The sequence below is a fragment of the Clostridium sp. NSJ-145 genome (assembly GCF_021044725.1).
GTDB classification, from domain to species: domain Bacteria; phylum Bacillota; class Clostridia; order Clostridiales; family Clostridiaceae; genus Clostridium; species Clostridium disporicum_B.
In genome coordinates this window covers 199096-224120 of sequence record NZ_JAJNOS010000003.1, presented here as the reverse complement: position 1 = coordinate 224120, position 25025 = coordinate 199096, and the positions used below count along the sequence as shown (strand labels likewise).

Here is a 25025-nt window from a genome sequence, read left to right as displayed (position 1 = left end):
GCCACAATTTAGCAGCATAATTTTATATTATTTATTATGTCTACTTGATAGGGAACAGTTCAATCTCACCTAGAGTTTTTTAGTGCTAATTCAAACATTTAATCATATTATTGACTTTATCAACTGTATCATTGAATCCTTTAAATATGCAAAATAAATAACAATAAAAGGTATATTTCTACAATTAAAAAATAAGCTTTCTAATCATTGCATAAAAATAAATTTGTAAGAGTATCCATAATAATAAGTAAAATAAGAAGTTTAAATATTATGTAATATATATTTAAAAGTAAAGAGGCGAGAAATATGCTAGATAAAAAGTCATTAATTAGTGAAGAAAACAATATTCTTGAATATAATATTGGCTTAATTAATAAAGAAATAAATAAAAATACAGACATAATAAACTCATATGAACGAGATATTATTATTGAAGAAAGAAAAGTAGATGAACTTTCTTACAGTAGAATTTTAAATGAAAATATAAGATTGAAAGATATATTAAAAAATCCTTACTATGGTAGGTTAGACATTGATTATGTTGAGGATAATGAATCTGCAAGTATTTATATTGGAAGAAAAAGTTTCATACTAGATAACAAGGCAATTATTGTTAGTTGGGCAGAACCTATAGCTGATGTATATGAAAGATTTAATTGTGGCAAATTTCAATATCATTATAAGAATAAAAAAACTGAAAAAGACTTATATTTAAGTGGAAATATAACAGACAAAAGAAAAATAGCAATAACAAACCAATGTGTTACTGATGTGTTTAGCTATAAAGAGATTTCTTTAAGTGAAACAGATGAAGATAAATTAATAACTGAAAAACTTGAAAAAAGTGAAACTGATAAATTAGGAGTAATATTAGAAACTATTAAAAGAGATCAGAATAGAATAATAAGGCTTCCAATAGAAAAAAATATTTTAGTTCATGGATGTGCTGGAAGTGGTAAAAGTTCAGTAGCTTTCCATAGATTAGCTTACTTAGCTTATAATTATAATCTTAATAGTGAAGATATGTTAGTAATTTCACCTAATAAGATATTTCAAGGATACACATCTGATATTTTATTTGAACTTGGAACAGATTTTAATGCTACTCAAAAAACTTTTTTTGAGTTTGCTCAAGAAATTTTAGGAATTAATTTACCTAACAGAAATATAAGATTTGATCAAGAAAATGCTAAGTTAAATAAGATATTAACAGGAAAGAAATTTAAAAGCCTATTAGATAGGGGTGTAGAATATACAATAGATAATTATATACCAAAGGAAAGTATAGAAATAGATGATTTACAGTTAGTTTTATATGATGAAATACTTTCTATTTGGAAAAAGGAATTTGCGACATACAAATTAAATGTAAGAATAGAAAAGTTTAAAGAATATATTGAAAAGTATCTATATAAAAAAGTTGATGATTATATTAATACAATTAAGCAAAAATATGAGAATAATAGAAAAAAATTTTTGAAGTATAACAACAATTATACTATTTATAATGATGTGTTAGAGCTTTCAAAAGAAGAGGAGAAAACCAGATGTACGAGAATTAGAAAAGAAGCTTTACTAATTATAAGTAGTTATATAAGAGGATTAAAAACAGTTAATACTTTTGATTTATATAAAAATTTGTTTATAGAAAAGGAAAATATAAATTTACTTTGTAAATATATATTTTTTGAAAATGAGGAGAAGGAATTGCTTAATAGGAACATTAAACTGTTTGAAGCAATTGACTATATACCTCTGACATATCTTTCTTTAAAGATAAACGATATAGATAAAAAATATCGGCATATAGTAATTGATGAATGTCAGGATATGAGCTACATAGAGATAGCAATTATCGAGAAATTAACAAATTCATTTACTCTTGTAGGAGATTTCAATCAGAGAATTGATACTGGAAAAGACATGATTAGTATTGATGAGATAAATGATATGTTTAGAAAATACACATATTTTGAAGTATACAGCTTAAATAAGAGCTTTAGAAATTCTAACTCTATCACTTATTTTTCAAATGAAATACTTAAACCATACTTCATTAATAATAAATATATTCCCCAATCTTTTAATAGGGAAACTTGTAAGCCAAAAGTATATTTTAATATGAATTATGAATTAACCATAAAAGAGATAATTAAAAATATCAAAGATAGAAGTAATGTCAAGAAAAATATAGGAGTAATATTTAAAGAGACAGATTCTGTAAAAAAATATTATGAAACTATAAAGGAAGAAGTTAAAGATATTAATATTAATTTAATTGAAAATGAATATTGTGAATATAAAAAAGGTGTGAATCTACTATCTGCAAGGTTGAGTAAAGGATTAGAATTTGATTATGTTATTATTGCAGAAGGTGATAAGTATTTAGATAATGAGAGTGATAGAAGGCTTTTGTATGTTTCTGCAACCAGAGCTTTACATGAGTTAGATATATATATTGAAAATAGAAATTGTTTTATTACTTCAATAGATGATAACTTATGGGATGGTAAGAAGAAGTTTTCTACTGATAAACTATTTAGTGATATTAAAGATGCCATAATTAATAATCTTGAAAAAGTGTATGGTAATTTAAAGGATGAATACAAAGATTATATTTATTCAATACAAGATAATACAAAACTTTTACAGATACCAATTAAGTTAACAGGTTTAGAAGACATTGATGAATTTTTTTATAATGAGGGAGTCATATTATCGGAGAATCCTAATAGTAGAAATGAAAATAATGATATATTATTAAAAAATAGTAATACTAATAGAAATAGAAATAATTTTAATACTCCTTTAATCAGCGAAAGTATATTAAATGATATAGAAAGTGGAAGTCCTGATGGTGAAATTATAATTGGAGCTAATTGTAAGGAATTGATAGGTGAAATCAATACTAAAGTTAAAAAATTATATGGAAAGCAAATAGATGTTGCAGATTACATTATAAATAATTTAGATAAAGTTGCAAAATTTAAAACTTGTAAAGATATGGCTGATGCTATAGGGGTAAGCAGTTCAACTATTTCTTTAGTTTTATTACGATTAAATCAAGATAATTTTATTAAATTTGTTTCTAAAGTAAGATATTGTATAGCAAAAGATTCTAGTGAGTTAGCTAGTTATAAGTAAAGCTTTACCTAATATGTTGTAAAAACCACACATTTTAATGTGTGGTTTAATTTTATATATTAAATAATAAATGGTACACAATAGTAATTACTCTAATTGATAGTAAGATATATTAAATTTTGTAATAATCTTTAGGATTAATTAGAATATATAATAATTCTTAAGCTAGTAGTACAACTACAACAAAATTTGATTTGTATAAGGATATTTTAGAGTGGATAAAAGATAGAAATTTAAGTGAAAAAATAGAATTAGGATTTAAATAGTAATATAAAGCTATAATTTAAAATAATACCTCCTACTTTATTACGGTTGGAGGTATAAAATTTATAAGTTTAAAATAATTATTAAAAAGGTAGTTAAAGTTTAGCTAGTAGAGAAACCGTAAATAATTACAGTTGGACAAGATGTAAAATTTAATACATATATGTTATAATATTAATAAAATAATATTATTATGAAATGATATTTAGAATATTGTCAAGTTCTCTGAAAGGAATGTATAAAAATTGAAAAGAGATATTTTTGAGTATTTAGAAAAAGATTATAAAGAATTATATAGTTTATCAAAAGATATTGATAGATTAGTTTTTACTGCACCACATAGTGTTATATTAAAAGCTAGAGTTTTTATAGAATGTTTAACAAAAGAAATTGCAAAGATTGAAAAGATGGACAAGTTAAATACATATACATTAGCTGATAGAATTAAAGAATTAACATATGCAGATTTAATAGATAAAGAAACTAATAGATATTTTTATCAAATTAGAGTTATAGGAAATCAAGCAGCACATGAAGAAGTAGAAGATGAACTTGTGTTGGCTTTAAAAGTACATAAATATATTTATAAGATTGTATCATGGTTTATAGAAACTTATATAGATTTTAATTTTGAAGCTCCAGTCTATAAAAATCCATTACCAATGAATGGAAATAAAGAAGATAAGATTGAGAGTAGTTTTCTACAAAAACTAATGGGGAAAGTTGATGATTTAATTAAATCTACTAATCATACAAAAGAAGTAGTAAGTGAGGTTGCAATTTCTAGAAGGAATGATAGGGAAGATGATGATAAAGAAAATATAAATAATGAAGTTGTTGATAATAAGATAGATGCGAAAGAAATAAATAATATAGAATACTCAAATGTAAAAATAGAGGCTAAGACTGTAATTGAAAAGCTAAGCAAGAATTGTCTTATTCAGGAACTAGCAAGACTTAAGGAATCATCTAAAGAAGCAGTAGAAGGATTGAATACTTTTAGTGACTTTAAGAAGTATATGCATATAGAAAGAGATGTACAAAGAGAGCTAGAGAATATTATTAAAAAATCAGCTACAAGTGAGAAAGGCAAATTAATTCTTGTTTGCGGTAGTGTTGGTGATGGGAAATCACATATTATATCATATTTTAAAAACACTATGCCTGATATAATGAAAAGCTTTGAACTACATAATGATGCTACTGAGAGTTTAGATCCAGATAAGACTTCGATGGATACTTTAAATGAAGTTTTAGATCAGTTTAGTGATGAAAAAATTGATAATACAAAGCAGAAATTCATTTTGGCAATTAATCTTGGAACATTAAATAACTTTATAGATTCAGAGTATGGGCATAGATTTACAAAATTAAAAGAATTTGTGTATGATAAAAAAATACTTGAACCTGGAATAGAAGATAATGAATATTGTGAGAATAGTACTTTTCAGTTCGTAGACTTTACGGATTATCATTTATATACATTAAAAGATGGAAAAGTTAAATCAGATTACATAAAAGAGTTGTTAGAAAAAATAACTAATAAAAGTGAATATAATGTGTTTTATCAGTCGTATAAGGCTAACTGTATAGATTGTAAAAACTGCAATTGTTGTCCTGTAAAAGCAAACTACGAGTTTATTAGCGAGAATGAGGTTCAAGAAGAGATTATCCAGTTGTTAGTTAAAGCTATAGTTAAGAATAAAATGCTTATTTCTACAAGAGCATTATTAAACTTCATGTATGAAGCTATTATTTCAAGAACATATTTAGATGTCAATTCACCTTCATTTAAAAATAAGATTAATTCTATGAATAAATTAGATTACGTTAGGTCGCTAATACCAAATATATTATTTAATCATAAAGAGTTATCATTCATTTTTGAAGCGTTAAAGGGTATTGATCCATTAAATATAAGGAACAGCAAACTTGATGATTTTATAATTAAATTCAATAACTCTACTGAAATAAGTTGTTTCTTTAAGGAGTATTTAGATCTACCAAAGGGATTTTTAGATAATTTGTATGATATTGATTTTTCAGACACTAAATATAGTGACATAAAATATGAATTGCTAAAGACTTTCATTAGAAGTTATGAATTATGCGGAAAGGGAGATGTATTCTCTTTAAGTGATGATATTTATAATAATTATATAGAAAGTTTATATTATTGGAATAAAGGTGAGAAATCTAAGCTAAAGGGACTTTATACAACTATAAAAGATGGAATAGTTAAATGGAATGGTGTAGCAGATAAAAACTATATGAATATCTTTATAGGTAAAAAACAAGTCAAATATAAAGTTAGTGAAGAGTTAGAAATTAAAGCTGATGTTTCAGGATTACCTAATAATAGTAACTCGGAATTAGTTAAATTCTTGAAAAATATTAAGTTAAGATATAAAACAGAGAAAAGCGAAAAGTCTTATGAAGTAGAAATAGATTATCAATTATATGAATTAATATATAAAGTAGTAAATGGATATAGACCAAATAAGAATGATAAGAATCATTTTATTAATTTTATAGAGTTTATTAATAAACTTGAATCTATAGGTTCACAAGATGAAAAGTTAGTATTTACTGAAAAGAATAGAGAAGATAACAAAAAATATAAACTTGAGTATAATGATGAATTTGATGAGTATAGATTTGTGGAGATGTAGGTAGATGAATGATATAAATGAATTTAAAATTGATATAAATGGAATAAAAGAAGCATTTTCTTTTAAACCTGATGGTGGATTAACCCACACTCATTGTGGAAAATTTAGAATGCTTCCATATGTAGCTAATGATAAAAATTTAGAAATAGATTATCAAGGGGTAGCTGGAGCCTTTTCAAGATCAATATGTGGTAAAAATTTAAGTGAAGATTTTAATGAAGATACATTCATAAAAAGTGTATCAGAAAAGATTGGAGAATTTGAAGGTAAAAACGCAGAGGAGACTTTTAAGGATATTATAAAAACTATGTTTTTAGATAATGGTAACCTAGTTAATTTTGATATAAAAACTTTAAATTATATACAAGCTTCAACAAAAGAGAAAAAGATTGCTGGATTTTTATCTTCAGTTTTAAGTAATGATGCTCTAAAAAGTATCGCAGATGAACATTATGATAATGAAGTTAAAAATATAATGTATAAGTTGGTTTTAGATTCTTTACCAAAGCTTAAAGACATTAATGTAAAAGATGAAGAGTTTAACTGCTATTTACCTTTTGTTAGAGATATGTTTTTAGAAGATTTTAGATTTTTAATTAGTAATGAAGAGTTATATAAGGAATCATTAAAAAGAGTATTAGAATTCTATTATATGTTTTATGTTTCACAATTAGTTTTAAAGGTGTCTAAATTTGAAAAAGCTGATTTAACAAAACCAGATAGTTTATACTATTCTTTATCTTGGGAAAGTTTATCGAAGAATAGAACAGCTTATAAATTTGGATGGAATTTATTAAAAACTAATGTATTATCATTATTTTCACATGCTGTAACTTTAGAACTTTTAAATCATAATAACATAGATAAACAATTAAACTATATAGATTTATATGATTTATTTAGCAAGAGTGACGAAACTATGTCAATGGTAGAAATTCAAGCTTTGATAGATTTATATAAGAATCAATTAACTGATATTACATGGAGCGCAATGAATATAAAAGAAATTAATTCAGGAAATTTAGCTTTTGATAAAGTGTTAGAACTGTTTGAAACTGTTGATTATCAGTTTAATAACTCAAGTAGATCAAGAGCGTATGAAGCTTATAGAAATTGGTATATCAAATTTGTATGTGAGAAATTTGCTAAAAAGAGAGGCCCATTAGGGTACAGTTTAAATTTAACAGAGGATGATATTATTTTATTAACTAAAATTTGTATCAAAGACAAAAGAAAGCTTAAGCTAAACTTCTTATTTGAAGAATTTGAAAAAAGAGGAGTATGCTTTGATAGGGATTCAAAATTAAAGGTTATACAATTATATGAAAAATTAAACCTTTTAGAAAAGAAATCAGATAGTGGGGATGCACAATATGTTAGATCAGTTTTATAGTTATTTATCAGATAAAATTATCGACTTTTTTAAGGATAATCCATTAGAAGTAGGTGCTAAATACAATATACAATTTGAAACGGATGATCAAGTGAAATCACTTGTGAAAGCTTTAGAAGAGAATAATATAGCTGAACCTTTTGAATATACAGATAAAGGTGAAGTAAAATATAATTCATATATGCTGAATTTTGGAAAAGTAAAACTTATAGTTGCTTCAACTATGGGGAATGTAAAGCCTGACTTTTTAACAAGACTAAGAAATATGGTAGGAATGGAATCAGGATATGAAGATAAGGCTATTCTATTTATTCATAATACAACTCTAGATAGTATTATAGGTGGAACAGAGTCATTTAACAAAGAAGGTATGCCATTCCATATTGATTCAATACAAAAGGATATTAAAAAGAAGTTATCTGTATCTGAATTTAAAGAAGTAGATAAGAAGATAATCGAATTAGATTTAGAGAGAAAAAAGACAGAATTATTCCAAGATAACAGTTCAGTTTTTGAATATAAGGAAATTCTTGAAACAATAAATAGTACTTGTATTAAAAGAGAACATTATAAGAATTTTGGATTGTTTTATGATAGCGATATAGAGGATTTCACTGGAGCTGAACTAAAAAAAAGATTAAAAACTAATGCTTTATATTTCGCAAGAGTTGACGAGATACATAATTATGGTAATCCTGATACTCAGCTTGAAAGATATTTTGATGAAAATTTGATAAAGGAATTAAAGAAAGCTGATTGGAAGAATATTGATTATAAAAATGTTAAAAAATCAATTGATATAATAGTTGAAACAGAACCTCCAAAGTATTTAGGAAGTACAGCTAAGTGGGATAAAGAAGAAGGAACGTCAAAGGCTAAACAAAGAATAAGAAATATATTAGTATTTAATGAAGATAACGTAGATAAAGTAGATTTAGAATTTGCATTTAATGACTATGTAAGAAAAGATGGACTCTCAACAGTTGGCGAAGTAGATGCTGTAACAAGTGGTAAGAAGATTAAAGCAACAATTTATAATGTAGAAGGAAAATCTAATTTTTATAAAATAACTTATAAAAATGATAAGGGAGTTAAGTTCGATTTCAAAATTGTAATGCTGCATTGTAATGATAAAGTCTTTGATTCTGTATTAACGAAGTTCTCAGTAGTTATTAAAGGGAAAAAAGTAAGATATATTTCTATTAATACAAATGACTCAGAGGTAGTATTTAACGGATATTGTGATAATAAATGCGAATATAAGCTTTCTCAGAATAAAGAAAAAGTAGAATTAATAGAAGACGAAAAACTGATTATAAAGATAGGGGAAGATTATAAATACGAAGATGATAGTGATATAGCTTTTTTTGATTTAAAAATAAAAGATAAATTTGTACCAATTGGAATAGTAGGTACAAATGAAAAGATAGCACCTATTGAAGGCCTTAAAGTTTGGAATTTAAAAAGAGAGAAAGAATCAAACTTTAAATTAGTTGGAGAAAATAAGTTATATTTCGGTACCAGAGAATATTTTGCTAGAGATGAGTTTAGAAAGAATTTAGAGCTTGAAAAAGAACTTATTAATTTAGATGGAATATGTTTCACTGATACAATCAGAGGATTAGAGGTAAAATCATTAGAATTAGATAGATGTGTTAATATGTCTTATAATAATATCCTTGATTATTACAAAAAGTCAGGCAATTTACCAAGCTTAACTTACATGAGTGATGAGTTGAAAATTTTATATACTGACTTTATTAATGATTATGTAAGGGCCTTAAATAAGATTGAGGAAGGATCTTATTTAAATAGAGAACAAAAGAACTTATTTAAAATAGGAACAATATATAGAGAGATAGAAGATAGAGAAATAATGTTAACTCCATTACATCCATTAAATATAGCATATCAGCTACATTTAAATAATGAGGTTGGAACTGATTCAATATCTGAAGAGGTTATAAAGAAATTAACTTCAACATATCTTCTTCCGTATATTCAGAATAGTGACGATAAGCTATATGTACCTATGGAGCAGCATCATTCTCCAGAATGGAAATACTATGTTGATGAATCTCTACCAAGATATAAGGGGTCAAGAGACTTTGTATCAAAACTTGTGCAAGAAAAGATTGAGGAATTTATAGGCCACTTTAAATATATGTTTAATATGACATCTAATGCACCTATAAAGCTTAATCTAATAAATACAGGAGATAGTAAAGAGATACTTCAAGGTGTTCTAAAGTACTATGTAAAGTTGTTAAAAGGAAATAAAAAAGTTGAACCATTACCAATGGAGATATTTATTTATGCTGATAAAAATATAACTTCAGCTTTTGAAGAAGCTGCATTTAATGATGATATCGAAGATTTAAAAAATACTTACGGTTTAGATTTAAAAGTAGATAGTTTGTCAGAAGAAGATGTTTTAAAAATATATAGAGAAAAGGTTCATTTCTATACTAAGAAGATTGAAGATGGCATTGAGTATGCACATATAACATTCTTAGAGATGAGCAATGATATAAAAGCTATAACTTCTAAGTCAGATGATATTCCATCAGGAGTGATTTTGAACGGACTTATTTCGGGCGTTCCATCAACATTCTTAGGCGATTCATATAGAACTGGATTTGGAACAAAGTATGCAAATAATGATTCTACTATAATGAATATAGCAACAAGATTAAATGCACTAAATTCTGCTGCATCTGGTGAACCTTTCGGATGGAATCAGTGTAAAGCTATTGCAGTATCTAATAATGCAAAATCAGGATTAGAATCAGTTTATGATGCAAGTCATTGGGTAACATTTATAAATCCAAAGGTCGATTTAAACTTCTTTAAAAACGATCCTGACGCAAAAGATTTACTTATAATTCACTATAGCGATCAATATACAACTGCTGGAGGATATGATGCGATTACAGTTACAAGAAAGTCAGGACCATATCAAAGAGTAATAGAAGAATTTTTAGAAAAGAAAGATATAGAAAATGCATCAGATTATTCTCCTAAAGTAATTAATATGTTTAATGCTATTAATGGAGATTGGTTATTAAGATTGTTATCAAGCAAATCACATTTCCCTAAGGAAAAAATAAGTATACTTTCTGCAATTAAGTTAGGCTTAGCTGAATTTAAAAAGGAAGGTATTATTTGGGTTCCAATTTCATTAGAAGAGATTTTAAGAGTTTCAGGTGGAGCTGGACTTAAACAAGCTGAGGGATTCTTATCAGCTAAAAATCTTGGATTTGATAAGAGCGGAGTAACTAGTGATGATATATTATTTGTAGGAATTGAAGTTGTTGATGGAAAGGTAAATCTTCATTATTATCCTGTAGAAGTTAAAATAGGTGAAAATACAAATCAATACATTCAAAAAGGTATAGAACAAGCAAAGCAAACAAAGAAAATATTTGATACAATCTTCTCGAAAGATGAAGAAGGAAATATTACAACTATACAAAGAGTATATAGAAACTTCTTAATGCAATTAGTAATTACAAGTGCAGAAAAGTTAAAGCTATATAATGTTTGTGAAGAAGAAAATTGGGAGTTAATAACTGATTCTGATATAAGAAGAAGACTTTTAAATGAAGATTATGAAGTTACATCTGTTGATAAAACATTAATGGGAGAAGCTGCGGTAATATCATTTAAAAGAGGATTAACTTTCAATGATAAGAGAATTGAAGATGGAGTTATGGTAATCGAAATGTCAGAAGATGATGGAGTGAACTTTATTACCAAATCAATATCTGAGATAAGAGAATCATTAGGAGAAAAGCCTATTGGAGCAAGTTCAATTAATATTGATGGATTAGATAATACTGACCCTGTAGTAATTGATGATGGTATAGAAGAAGTAGAACCATCAAGTGATAATACGGTTCCAGATGAATTTATACCAGATGATATAGAACCATCAAGTGATAATACAGGATCAGATGATATACAACCATCAGGTGTAGTTGTTAAAGAAAGTAATAGAAATATGGAAGTATTATTCGGTCATAATGTTAATAATAATAAAGAAATTATTTGGGAGCCAAATAATACAGATAAGGTATTCCATACTAATACAGGTATTATAGGAACAATGGGAACTGGTAAAACTCAATTTACTAAATCATTAGTTACTCAGTTATATAGAGAATCATCTAATAATGTTGATGGTAAAAAAGTTGGAATTTTAATCTTCGATTATAAAGGGGACTATAATAAAACAAAAATGGATTTTGTAGAAGCAACTGATGCTAAGATATTTAAGTTATTTAGATTGCCATTCAATCCATTTAGTTTAAGTGTGTCTGCTGATCCTTTACCTATGTTACCATATCATATAGCTAATACATTTACCGATACTATTATTAAAGCTTTTGGACTAGGAAGAAAACAAGAATCACTATTATGTGATTTAATAGAAGAAGCATATAGCAGAAGAGGAATAGATAGCTATGATGAGGAAACTTGGAATAAGCCAGCGCCAACATTAAAAGATGTCTATGATGTATATGAAGCAAGAGAAGATATCAAAAAAGATGATAGTCTTTACGCTGCATTTAGAAAGCTTATAAAGATGCAGGTGTTTGAGCCAGATCCATTTAAAACAAAGAGCTTATTTGATCTTATTGATGGAGTAACAGTAATAGATTTATCTGGATATGACCCAGGAACACAAAATCTTGTTGTTGCTATTACATTAGATTTATTCTATTCACAAATGCAAGCACATGGACACAGTAAGATTGATGGAAGCATGAGACAGCTAAACAAGATAATTTTAGTTGATGAAGCTGATAACTTCTTAAGTAAAGACTTTGAATCATTAAAGAAAATATTAAAAGAAGGAAGAGAGTTTGGAGTAGGAACTATTCTTTCAACTCAGCTTCTAAGCCATTTCTCAACAGGTGAAAATGATTATGCAAACTATATATTAACTTGGGTAATCCATAATGTTGCAGATTTAAATCAAAAGGATGTTAAATATATATTCAATACTCAAAATAAACAAGAGGAAGAAGTGCTATACAATAAGATTAAAAGTTTAACTAAACATCATAGCTTAGTTAAGATGGGGGATAGTAGTATTCCTATTCATATGAAAGATAAGGCTTTTTGGGAACTAGAAAAATGATAAAGTTAAGGAGCGATAGCTAAATATGGGGAAAATCAAAGCTCAAGATGATAATACTCTAAGAGATTTGTTACAGAATAAAAATTTTATATTTAGAATTCCGATTAATCAAAGAAAGTATTCATGGCAGGAAGAACAATTGGAAGCTTTTTGGGAGGATTTTGTTAAATTAGTTGGAAAAAATTCATCTCATTATTTAGGGGTAGTATCATTAATAACAAAAGAAATTGATGATATGAATTTTAAGTGTTTTGAAATAATTGATGGACAGCAAAGAATAACTACAGTGATCTTATTAGTTTCAGCGTTAAGAGATGTATATTTAGCACTAAAAGATATTAATAAGGCTAAAGGAATACATGCTAATTATTTATCTGCAATATCAACAAGAAAATGTCTAAATAAACTTGAAGTATCAAGGTTAGATAAGTTTACTTTTTCTAAAATTGTAAATATTAATGAGGGTGAAGGCACAGAAGTAGATATCTTAGAATGTGCAGAACTTGAATTGAAAAAAGATAAATGTAGATATATAAATAATGATAATGATGAATTTATAAATAATACAATGATAGAAGCATATAAATTCTTTTATAACAAATTAATAGATTATATAAACATTGTTAGTGATATTAAAGAACAAAAAAATAGACTATTAGATATAGAAGAATCACTTGGTAAAATAGATATAATAATCATTAAAAGTGATGATATTGAAAGTATGTTTTTATTTTTTGACTCATTAAATAATAGAGGTTTACAACTTAGTAGGATGGATATTATTAGAAATTCATTATTAAAAATTATTCAAGAAAAGTTTCCAAATTCGCTTGATGAATTTGGTGAATTATGGGATAGATTAGTGATAAGATTAGATTCTTTTGATGAACTTAAATTTCTAAAATATTATTTTATGTGTACAAAAGAAAATAAAATTATAAGTGAAAAAGAGTTGCCTAAGAGATATGAACAATATTTTAATGAGTTTGAGTCTAAAGGAGAGTTAAAAAAAGAAATACAAAAGATAATTGATTATTCTAAAATATACACTCAGTTATTTGATAAAAGTAAGTTGTCAACTAACGATACATTATTACAAAGAGTAGTAAAACAGATTAATCAACTAGGTCAACAAGCATGTTATTCATTTTTCATGGAGTATATTTATAATGTTGATGATAATAATAGACAAGTAAATATAGCAAAAAATCTAGAAAACATGATGTATAGAAGAATAATATGTGGTAAATCTACCAAACCTTTAGACGGGATATTTAGAGAATTTATAAATTTACGACTACCAACTAATAACTTATATGAATTTAATGATATAGATATCCTAAATAGAATTAAAGAAAATTCACCAAATGATGAAGAGTTTAAAAGTGTATTAATAGATAGAGTTTGGGAAAGAAATGAGATTACAAATTATACACTAAGAAAATATGAGTTCGAATTACTTCCTAATCACAATAGTATGGATTATATTCTAAAAGATCGACAAGATGTTCATATAGAGCATATTATGCCAGAAAATTTTAACTCAGCATGGCAAAATCAATTAGGAATAAGTGATAAAAAAGGAACATACGATGTGTTTGTGAAGAAATTAGGTAATTTAGTTCTTTTAGATGCAGATATCAACACAGCAGTTAAAGATAGTTTGTTTAATGTAAAAAAGGAACTATATAAAGATTCTACATTATTACAAACAAAAGAATTATTAGATAATTATACGACATGGAATATTGAAGATATACGATCTAGAACAGATAAGCTAGCTAATAAATTCTTAGAGATTTGGAATTTAGATTAAATAAAAGGTTTATATTTGGTTAAAGTTTAATCAAATATAAACCTTTTTACATTGCTATAAATTATTAAATTTACTTAGAGTAATTCTTAAAAAGCTAGAACTATTGTTTTGTTTACCAATGTTATCTATAACATATGATGGTTCACTTATTCCACAAGCAGAACCAGCAGAAATTGCAATTTCATTTGCTAAATCTTTAATTAGCATTTCGTTAACTATACCAGGAATAAGCATACCTATCATTCCAGGTATTTTGTCAACTGGATCACCTAAGAATTCTGTTCCAGGATATTTAGCTAATATCATTTTTTTAGCCTCAACTTCAAGTTCAGCAATTTTCTTAATATATTCATGCATATCTCTTTTAGCAATCTCACATGCTTTACCGAAGCCAACAATATTATGAACTCCATGAGTTCCAGCTCTATATCCAAATTCTTGTTGACCGCCATGGATTAATGATGTCATTTTATATTTAGTTAATCCATTTTGTCTTATATATGCAGCACCGACACCTTTTGGTGCATACATCTTATGAGCAGAGAATGAAAGGAAATCTACAGGTAATGTATTAACATCTATATCTATCTTACCTAATACTTGTGTAGCATCAGAGTGGAATAGTACATTGTTTTCTTTTGCTATTTTTCCAAGTGTATTAATATCATTTAATGATCCAATTTCGTTATTTCCATATATAAATGAAGCTAAAATAGTATTTTCTTTAATTGAATTTTTAAATTCATCAGCATTTACTTGTCCGTATTCATTTACAGATAAGAAATCAACTTCAAAACCTCTATCTATTTTCTTTTCAGCTTTCTTTTTCACAAATCTACTAGCTACTGATTTATTAGGAAGATTATTAAATACTTCACCATTTAAAAACTTACAAGTTTGTAAAACTGATTTATGTTCAACAGTAGAAGTGATTATATGATTACCTTTTTCTTCATAGTATTTCATATAATCTGCAACGCCTTTAATTATAAAATTATTGCTTTCTGAAGCACCACTAGTAAATATTATTTCTTCAGGCTTTGCATTAATAAGTTCAGCTACTTGATTACGAGCTTTTTCAACTGCTTTTTCAGCATTTACAGCTAAAGTATAGTGTCTACTTGATGGATTACCAAACTCCTCCTTAAGGTAGGGAAGCATAGCTTCCAATACCTCAGGATCAATAGGAGTAGTTGCACTATTATCTAAATATATCATATAGATACATCTCCTTTTTGAGTTAAAGTCTTTAAGAATTTTTCTAAATTACCACCTGAATATTTATAAAGGTTACTAAGTATTTCTGCACCTTTATCTATATGTTTTTTTGTATAAAGAGGGTAGTATTCATCATCAGTTAAATGTCTATTTAAATTAACTTCCATTAATGATTTATACATATTGTCAAATTCACCTGTTACTGTTGATCTTTGAAGCTCTAAACCGTTAGTATCAGTTTCTTCATATAAATCTATAGAGTTATCATCTTTTAATGATAATGCAATTGCAATCTTTGATAATGCAAATGGTTTTAGGTTGCTGCTTGAACCTACTTCTTCGAATATTTCTTTTGTCTTTTTTGATGTTTTAAGTCTAAATCCCATAATTATACCTCAAAGTAACCTTTCTTAACTTCTGTTTTTCTAGCACTTTCATTATAAAGTAATAAATACTCATCACAAATGTAAGGCTTAATTACACTGTATAAATTAGAATCAATTTCTTCATTAGTAGATAGAATAATGACTTGTTTACTAATCTTAGGTAAATAATCTTCAGTTAATGATTTTCTATGACTTTCATCTATTCTAGCGTAAGGAGTATCAATTATAAATGGAACTTCAACTCCAGAACTCTTAATTAATGCCCAGATTAAGCAAAGAATATATATCTGTTTTTCACCTTTAGAGAAATCATTAACGTTAACTTTAGTTCTTAATTCTATTAATTCAAAAGTAGGATTATCATTAAAATGATTAATTAATTCGTCTATAGAGTCCACCTTGAATTTATTTAGTAAATCTTCTATAAATTTAAGACCATATTTTTTAGATATATCGTTTATTCCAAGATTACTTATTATATTTAATATTTCAAATGAAGTATAATCTCTGCCTACATATAGTGTTGAATCAAACGAATCATCAATAACTATACTTGAAACATATTCATTTTTTCTAATTATAGTTTTGAATATATCTATAAAGTTATTTTCTATTAATTTTAGTTTGTCTTTTGTTAATGTAGCTAATAGAGTATCAAGATACTCTGTAACATTTGATGATAATTCTAATACATTATTGTTTTGTAACGAAGCTGTATATTGATTTTTAGCTCTTGTATAGTGATATTCAGCATTTTTCAGTTCTTCGTGCCAAGAATCTAAAGTATGTTTTAAAGAAACAATTTTATTCTGAGTTTGAATTATTTCTTCATTAATAATTGACATATCTTTTAAGTAGTTTTCAACTAATTCACCAGATATAGTTGAGTTTAATCTATCTCTATTAATTTTAATTTCACTAGCAATAGATTTTAATTTATCAAATTTTATAACTACAGATTGTTTATGCTGATTTTCTTTAGAAAGAATAGAAGTTATTATCGATAGTACATTAACCTTCTGATCATCAGATAAAAGAAGTACTTGATCAATATTTTCTAAAGTATTAACATCAAACATGTTATTTAATATTGTAACTGCAACTTCATCAAAATTTGCTTTACTAGAATTTAAGCTAGGAAGAGTATTAAATGATTTTTTTATTACTTCACCAGATAGCTTATTCTTAACTGCATTATATGAGGAAAGATTTTCTTCCTGTTCAATTTGTTTTTTAGTTGTTGATAATAAATCACTTAAAATAAGGAATGGTAATATGTCATTACAGAAGTCCTTTATTTCTTGATTTATAATAGCACGCTCACTTTCAAGTTTATTTATTCTTGCAGTAATTTCAGAACGTTCATTTTCTAAGATACCACCAGAACTTTTGAATTCATCATCAAGATTATTTTTTTTAACCAATAAATCATCTAATTCAGATTCTTTAATTTCTAATTCAGTATTAATATCTTTAATTTTATTTTTAGCATTTTTAACTCTTTCAAGTGTTTCATCATAAGTTGCTTGAATATCTGTTAAACTATCAGTACTTTTGGATATATTTCTTTGGAAAGAAAGCAGATGTTTCTTTAGTATATTAAAAGTATCATAATTAAATAATTGTAAAATAGCATCTTTTAAACTGTTTGAAGAATTCTTTCCTATAAAGAATTCAGTGAGTTCTTCACCATCAAAGAAGAAGAAGTCAAAAAGGCTTGGAGGCAATACCGATTGAAGGTATCTATTAAAGTAATTAACTTCATCTTCATTTAGAATCGAACCATTTTTCAACACTTCGAAAGTTTCAACTATTCTTTGATTTACATATTCCCAAGATCTATTTAAGGTATATTCATTTACTTGAGTTCCTTCTTTAAATGACAGAGAAATGGAAATATCACATTTAACAATATCATTTTTAAAGGCATTATTGTTTATATTATTTTTTATCTTAGTCAAATAGTTTGAATTTATTCCTAAGTAGCCGTAACTCATAGGACCATAAATACAAAGTTTTATTGCTTCAAATAGAGTAGACTTACCTGAACCATTTTCTCCACCAATTAAAACTATATTTTTATTGTCTCTTGGAGAAAAAGAAAATTCAGTTTCATCTTCATAAGATCTAAAGTTTTTAAGTTTAATACTGTTAATTATCATTTTCTATCTCCTCAACTATGCTTTTGTGTAAGTATCTTTGATTTAATACTTTAGATATTGATTTATCTAATACAGTTTTATTAGTAAAATTCTTAGCCTTATTTGTTTCAATAAGTAACTTGTTAATTAAATGATTAGATAAATTAAATTCTTTATTAAGCTCTTCTATAGTATCTAAAGCCACTTGATCAAAAATAGGTTTTTTAAAATCATGCCAAGGAAGTTTTTCACCAATTACTTCATAATAAATATCCACAAGGCTTCTTCTAGTTAAATCTTCCTCATCATCCCAAATCTTATCAATTTGTTCTAACTCTTCAATAGTTATAAGAGGGAAGTCAATATATTCATTCATTATTACTTGAGTTTCTAATAATTTTTTAAGAATCTCTTTTCTACCGAAGAAATTAAATGGACCATATCCAACAACATTAACATATGGTTTAGAATCTTTATCAAATATTTTTGATTCATCTAATTTATATTCTGATAAGATTGGAAGAAGTTCTAAATATATCTTTTCTTTATCAGTAGATTCTCTACTACCTGATTTTAAATCTTCAGCGGTATTTCTTAAGTCTATATATTGCTTATTATTTTCTTCGTCTTTAAATATGTATTCTTTATTTAATGTTAAATCATCTATCATTGGAAGGTCTTCTAGATATAATCTCTTATAATAATGATTTCCATCACGTCTATATTGTTGTCTATATTCATGCTTATCTCTAATACTTAATAACCAAGATCTAAAGTCAAGAAGAGGCATTAACCATTCTTCACCGTTTTTGATAAAACCAGTAAGTGATTTATCTTCTTTAACTACAGTACAAATCCAGCATCCAAATCTAGAGTTACCACAAGATGGAGAATCAACTTCACCTTTAGCATTCTTAGTTATAGTAAATGGACATTCACCTGCATCAGATCCTGCATATAAAGCAAATAATTCGTTATTATCTCCACCCCAAGGAGTTACTCCATTATTACTTAATAAAGTTCTCCATACATCATCAGTAGTATAATCAACAATTGGATTATATACATAAGTATTTTGAAGTGAACCATGAGGAGTTAATAAATAGCCATCAATAGCTCTATTTTCAATTCTTATCTTTCTTGCTATACTTTCAGCTTTTCTAACACCTAGTAAAACAATTACTTCACCATTTTCTTTAACCTTTTCTTCTATAAAAGTATTAGAAGGTTTTATTTTTAGACGCTCAGTACACCATCTAAATCTAATTGATGTTGGAGTAGGTAACCCCTTACCGATTATATTAGTCCAAAAAGTATTATTGAAATCTGGATGAACCATTTCAGCATATAAAGGTAAATTTTTTGCTTTAGCACCTTCATTAATTAAATTAGATGCTTCTTTTAAATAACCAAGGACAATAGGATTTTCAATTAAAGTATCTGAAGAAACAACATAAATAGGCTTATGTCTTTCTTCTGGAGATAACGATTCAAGCATTGTAAAAGCAAGCTGAACAACAACAGTACTATCCTTACCACCACTATAACCTATAATCCAAGGTCTAGAATCATTTTTGTATACTAATTTCATTTCTTCAATTACTTCGTTAATCTTTTTGTTTATATCATTAGCCATCATAGTAATATACATCCTTTATTTGTTAAATTATTATTCAAAGCTTATCTTTTGAATTCTTTTTCAAGCTTTTCTTCATCTTTTGTTAGAGGCAAATCTATTTTTGATTTAATTAAGTTACATGTTAATTTTATATAGCTAGCACTTTTTACAATACGACCATTAGGAGCTATTACACGATTTTCCCAATCTTTAAGATTAGATCTATTCCAATCTATAGTATTTAATTTAGCTATATAAGATTTCCAATCACTATAATTATTTGTATATAAATAGTTACCTATTATTCCAATGGCCTCAAGAACGACTCCGTTAGAATTAATATATGTATTTCTAAAATTATGAGCGCTCATTTCTTTATTGAAAACGAACATCCATTCACTAATATTATTGCATAAACAATCCCAAAATTCCAATACAAATTTTTGAGACTGGTTATCTGTAGCATTTATCTTGTTAAGCAGCTTTTTATTTGTTTCGTAAATACTACTTAATATAAATAGCTTTGCTGAGTATTTTGGTAAAGATGTATTTTCTTTATCAGTAAAGTTTTTTAAATACTCATTTTTTTCTAATAAGTTTTTTGTGATTATTGCAATTGGGTCTCTCGAATCATATAGGATACCGATAGACTTAGAAACATTAACAGCATGTTTATTTAAATCAGCAAAAATTTGTTGGCTTCTACGTAATCCTTCATCAATAAAAAGAACAACGGAAATAGTTTCTTCACCAAGTTCTGGACAAGCTTTTAAAGCTTCCTCAATAGCAGCTCGTCTATGTTGACCATCATTAATAAGAAGCTTACTATCCATAGAAACTTTAAGTATTCCAATGTCTTTATTATTTTTACTATCAAAAGCTGAGAAGTCAAATTCACCATCAATTGAAGCAGTAAGAGAAGAAAAGACATAGTCCTTAGGATTTTCGATTATATAATTAGCCATTTCTGGAATTCTAGTTTTATTTAAAATTCTCTGTGATCTATATTCAGCTGGAAGTTCATCATCGCTAAAAATAAATAATTTAGATAAAATCTTCAAAGGACACATTATAACAAAGTATTCTTTAGAAGATTGTGTTCCTTTTATAGCAGGAAATGAATAGAAAAAGTTGCTCTCCATAAATCCTCCTTACGTACGTAATATTTATGTAATAATTATATAACATTATGTTACGTACGTAAAGTATATGATTATCTATCATTTTTAAAATTCATGATAAACAGTTATAATATTTGTAGATGTTATATAAAGGAGAGGAATAATATGAACAATTTACCAAAAGATGATGAGGTTAATATTACATATTTAAATGAGGCATTTAATAGCATGAATACGAGTTATAAGATATTTTGTTTTAAAGCTATATACGATGAAATAATATTAGATAATTATTGTATAGATTTTAAAACTTTAGCTTGTAGAATGATTGAGAGTGTATGGTATCCATTATTAAAATATAAATTAAATTTAGGAAAACAAGATCAATTACAAAAAATAGTTAATGAAATTAATACAAAAGGTACTATTAAGACAAATATAGAATCTATAAAGTTATTAAAGATTTTAAAGCAAGAAGTTGATGATAAACTTGTAGATGAGTTACTTAAATATGTTATTTATAGATTAATACGACCAACATTTTCAAAAGAAATTAAAAATATTAAAACCGATTATGCTCAACAGAATGCTATAATGAATTTATGTGAAAATAATTTTGAATGTATTTATAGAGTTGATAGTAAGAATAGAATGATATATGTAAATAGCTGTTGGTTCAAATATATTAAAAGGAATCAAAATATAATTAACGGGTGGATGAGATATAAGTTAATAGAATTTCTACAAAAACGAAATCCTAATGTGCCAGCTATAATTAATAAAATAGATGTTGAAGTAACTCGTGATTTAAAAGAAGCTACTAGATTGTGGAAAAGTATTGTGGAACATATTAAAATCTATGATATTTATACGGGGGATTTAATAACAGCCAAAGAATTTGAAATTAAAAATTTAATGAGTGTTGATCATTTTATTCCATGGAGCTTTATAGGACATGATATGTTATGGAATCTGATTCCTACTTTTAAAAATATTAATAGTAGTAAAAGTGATAATCTTCCAGAGTGGGAAATATACTTTGATAAATTTGTCAAACAGCAATATCATTTATTTTGCTTTTTAAGAGTAAATGCAAGTAAGTATAAAAAGATACTTGAGGATTACCTTGAAATATTTAATAGTTATGATATTAACAATATTACTAATAAAGAAACTAGTATTTCTTATAATGATTTTTATGTAAATATGTTACATACTCTACAACCTCTATATCAAATTGCATATAATCAGGGATTTACTATTTGGAGGTTGGATAATGGAATACATATTAAACAGATAGAAGAGAATAAAGAAGAAATTATGTTTTAGGGAAATGATATGGGGAAAATAAACAATGCACTTAGAATGCTAGCAATTCTTCGTAGTAGAAGAAAAGTTACAAGAAAAGAACTTGCAGAAGAACTTGAAGTAGGAATAAGAGAAATCACAAGATATAAAGAAGCTTTAGAATACGCTGGAGTTACTATTACTGAAGTGAAGGGGAGATATGGTGGATATATATTAGAAAACAAAGATTACCTTTTAAATCTTCAATTAAGTAATCTAGAAGAACTATCTTTAATCAAGGCTAAAGAGTATTTAAAGGACCAAGGATTACATTTTTATAATGATTTAAGTAGTGCTGTAGAAAAAATAAAAGCTGTAAAACCAAAGGTTAATGAAGATATCCATGAAGAGATTTATTCTAAAGGTATAAAAATACGTGCTAATCATGAAGAGGAAAGCAATAAGTGGTTAACTATAAATGATGGAATAATTAACTCTAAAAAAATAAGAATAACTTATACTAATTCAAATGGAGAAGCTAGTGATAGAGTAATTCATCCATATAGATTATACACATATTATGGATCAAATTACTTTGTAGGCTTTTGTGAAGATAAACAAGAGTTAAGACAATTTAAACTAGTAAGAACCAAAAGTATAGAATTATTAAATGAAAAGTTTGATAAACCGAATTTTGATTTAAAGGAATATCTTGGACAAACCATAGGCATATTTAAAGATAAATCATATAATATCAAGTTAAAGATAGATTATCCATATGCACAAGGGTTTAAAGAGTATCATTGGGTTGATAATGAAGAAGTAGAAGATCATATTGAAGAAGGATTTATTATATATAGAGCTACTGTAGAAGGCAAAACTCAAGTTATACCTTGGATAATGGGAATGGGAACATCATGTGAAGTATTAGAGCCATTAGATTTAAAAGAAGATGTTATAGCTGCATTTGAAGAAGTTTTAAATAAGTATAAGTGAGATGCTAATTTAAATTTAGATAATCGAACTTATTCATCGACGAATAGGAGAATGAGTTTTCTTAGAAAATAATTTTTAAAAGGACGATATAAGTCACTATTAAGAGTTATTATTAGTACATAAAGTAAATTACTTAATGAGGTGCAAAAAATGATAAAGATAAAACACAATTTAGATTCAACAAAATTCATGTGGTTATGGAGTAAATATGTACAAGATGGAAATGATAAAAAACATTGCACAGCTTCTTTAAAAGGTAAGTATAGCAAAAAGTTTAGTGCACATAATGAAAATTTCAATAATGAAACTACAATAATTTTTGATGAGCAGCCAGAAGATGGTTTTAAGGCTATTTATATATGTGGAGTTATTAAGGCTGGCTATAGTGCTAAAAAGAATTATCCGCATAATGTTCATTTAGCAATAGTTCCAAAGAAAGGTGCTAGATCTCTTTATGAATTTGAAGACTGGAAGATAGAAATTGAAGATGGGATGATTTCAAGAATTCCTGAAATAGAGGAACTACCAAAAAAGTATCAGGGGTTACCTGATGAGTATATAACTTGTAGAATATATAGATGGGCTATTGGGTATTTTTATAGTTAAATGTAGTAGAATCTATGTTATTGGTATAATCTTTTTAAATAAGGAATAATAATATTAAAAAATGTTGATTTGAGGAATAAAAATGAAAATAGGAATTTTTTATTTTAGTGCAACAGGAAATACTGCGGATTTAGCAAAGGTAATGAAGTCTACTTTAGAAAGTAAGCATAATATAGTTGAAATAAGAAAGTTTGAAGAGGGATGGTTTAAAAATTATAATGATTTTGACTTTTTTATATTTGGATCTCCAAAACATTATGAGTATATTCCATTATTCTTTTTGAATTGGATAAAAGATAATCTAAGTAAATGCGATAAGCCAACTGATGCTGCTATATTTATAAATGGAGCAGCAGATCTTAATAGTGGATTTAAAAAGATGATTAATATTTTAAAATCTAAAAATATTAATGTTAAAGCAACAAAAACTATAAAAATGTCAAATAATTATTTTTTACCTCCATTTGATAAATCTTATAAAGAACCATTAATATCTAGTTGTGAAACTGGGGAAGAAATAGCAAGAAAATTTGCAATAGATATTAACAATGGAAAAATGCAGTTAGAAAAAGCTAATTTTCTTCTTGAAAATATGTGTAAAGATGTTAGTTACTTTTTCGGGAAGAAAAGTAATAAGGTGGCTAAAAATTTTTCTACATCTATTAAATGTAATAAATGTGGAACTTGTGTTAGAAATTGTCCTGAAAATAATATATTTATTAAAGATGGAAAGATTGTTTTTGGAGATAAGTGTATAACATGCGCTAGGTGTATGAATATATGTCCTATGAATGCTATTCTTTATAAAGGTAAAGAGATTAAACAATATAAATTAAAAATGAAAGAAATATAAATATTTAGCGGAGGAATACTAATAACAGTACTCAACAAGGTGATAATATAGCTGTAAGTGATAAATTTATGGCACAAGTTGAATAAGCTATATTTAACAAAGTTAATGAAGAAAGAACTAAAGCAGGAGTTGCACCATTAACATATAATACAACTATGGAAAAGTACGATAGAATCAAGTCTCAAGATATAGGAGATAACAATTATTTTAGCCATACTGATTTAAATGTTAGATAATTAAATGATGTATAGATAATAAAAGTAGCCAGGAGATTGGAGAAGTCTAAATCTTGGCTACTTTTTTAGTAAAATATTATAATGGAATTATACTAACTAAAAAGTAATTTATTAAGTTTATTTTGAAT

Annotated in this window: 15 protein-coding genes; 10 read left to right on the top strand and 5 right to left on the bottom strand. The window is 26.3% G+C overall.

Annotated elements, in window-relative coordinates; genetic code table 11:
• Positions 1–306 precede the first annotated feature (306 nt).
• The 5 genes from LQE93_RS04865 to LQE93_RS04845 all read left to right on the top strand — a co-directional run bounded on the left by LQE93_RS04865 (position 307) and on the right by LQE93_RS04845 (position 14435).
• On the top strand, positions 307–3144 hold the full coding sequence (locus tag LQE93_RS04865) for a HelD family protein (RefSeq protein WP_231072272.1): 2838 nt from the start codon (positions 307–309) through the stop codon (positions 3142–3144).
• A gap of 509 nt (positions 3145–3653) precedes the next feature.
• A complete protein-coding gene (gene dptF / locus LQE93_RS04860; RefSeq protein ID WP_231072271.1) occupies positions 3654–6080 on the top strand; it encodes a DNA phosphorothioation-dependent restriction protein DptF in 2427 nt (808 codons plus the stop codon).
• A 4-nt stretch (positions 6081–6084) separates the two neighbouring features.
• On the top strand, positions 6085–7473 hold the full coding sequence (gene dptG, locus LQE93_RS04855; protein WP_231072270.1) for a DNA phosphorothioation-dependent restriction protein DptG: 1389 nt from the start codon (positions 6085–6087) through the stop codon (positions 7471–7473).
• Positions 7454–12619 (top strand): DNA phosphorothioation-dependent restriction protein DptH, encoded by a 5166-nt coding sequence (dptH, locus tag LQE93_RS04850; protein WP_231072268.1) that lies wholly within the window; start codon positions 7454–7456, stop codon positions 12617–12619. The genes dptG and dptH overlap by 20 nt, the downstream gene beginning before the upstream one ends.
• A gap of 25 nt (positions 12620–12644) precedes the next feature.
• Positions 12645–14435, top strand: a complete 1791-nt coding sequence (locus tag LQE93_RS04845; protein ID WP_231072266.1) for a DUF262 domain-containing protein — start codon at positions 12645–12647, stop codon at positions 14433–14435.
• 54 nt (positions 14436–14489) lie between these two features.
• Here the strand turns inward: LQE93_RS04845 and LQE93_RS04840 are convergent, their stop codons facing one another.
• The 5 genes from LQE93_RS04840 to dndB are packed head-to-tail and all read right to left on the bottom strand — an operon-like array spanning position 14490 to position 20940.
• On the bottom strand, positions 14490–15653 hold the full coding sequence (locus tag LQE93_RS04840; protein ID WP_231072265.1) for a cysteine desulfurase family protein: 1164 nt from the start codon (positions 15651–15653) through the stop codon (positions 14490–14492).
• Positions 15650–16039, bottom strand: coding sequence for a DndE family protein (locus LQE93_RS04835; RefSeq protein WP_231072264.1), 390 nt, complete (start codon positions 16037–16039; stop codon positions 15650–15652). Before LQE93_RS04835 ends, LQE93_RS04840 begins: the two co-directional genes overlap by 4 nt.
• A gap of 2 nt (positions 16040–16041) precedes the next feature.
• Positions 16042–18201 (bottom strand): DNA sulfur modification protein DndD, encoded by a 2160-nt coding sequence (gene dndD, locus LQE93_RS04830; protein ID WP_231072262.1) that lies wholly within the window; start codon positions 18199–18201, stop codon positions 16042–16044.
• Positions 18191–19819, bottom strand: coding sequence for a DNA phosphorothioation system sulfurtransferase DndC (gene dndC, locus LQE93_RS04825; RefSeq protein WP_231072261.1), 1629 nt, complete (start codon positions 19817–19819; stop codon positions 18191–18193). The genes dndD and dndC overlap by 11 nt, the downstream gene beginning before the upstream one ends.
• A gap of 41 nt (positions 19820–19860) precedes the next feature.
• The gene (gene dndB, locus LQE93_RS04820) at positions 19861–20940 is read right to left on the bottom strand and encodes a DNA sulfur modification protein DndB (RefSeq protein ID WP_231072259.1); all 1080 of its coding nucleotides are present in this window, start codon (positions 20938–20940) and stop codon (positions 19861–19863) included.
• Positions 20941–21084: 144 nt separating this feature from the next.
• Here dndB and LQE93_RS04815 point away from each other — a divergent pair, with 144 nt between their 5' ends.
• The 5 genes from LQE93_RS04815 (at position 21085) to LQE93_RS04795 (ending at position 24897) form a co-directional block, all read left to right on the top strand.
• The gene (locus LQE93_RS04815; protein ID WP_231072258.1) at positions 21085–22248 is read left to right on the top strand and encodes an HNH endonuclease domain-containing protein; all 1164 of its coding nucleotides are present in this window, start codon (positions 21085–21087) and stop codon (positions 22246–22248) included.
• 9 nt (positions 22249–22257) lie between these two features.
• Entirely contained in the window at positions 22258–23202 is a 945-nt protein-coding gene (locus tag LQE93_RS04810; protein WP_231072257.1) for a helix-turn-helix transcriptional regulator, read from the top strand.
• A gap of 150 nt (positions 23203–23352) precedes the next feature.
• Positions 23353–23808: a hypothetical protein gene (locus LQE93_RS04805; protein WP_231072255.1), complete on the top strand. Its 456-nt coding sequence runs from the start codon at positions 23353–23355 to the stop codon at positions 23806–23808.
• A gap of 82 nt (positions 23809–23890) precedes the next feature.
• A complete protein-coding gene (locus LQE93_RS04800; protein WP_231072254.1) occupies positions 23891–24661 on the top strand; it encodes an EFR1 family ferrodoxin in 771 nt (256 codons plus the stop codon).
• An 89-nt stretch (positions 24662–24750) separates the two neighbouring features.
• Positions 24751–24897: a CAP domain-containing protein gene (locus tag LQE93_RS04795; RefSeq protein WP_231072353.1), complete on the top strand. Its 147-nt coding sequence runs from the start codon at positions 24751–24753 to the stop codon at positions 24895–24897.
• Positions 24898–25025 lie beyond the last annotated feature (128 nt).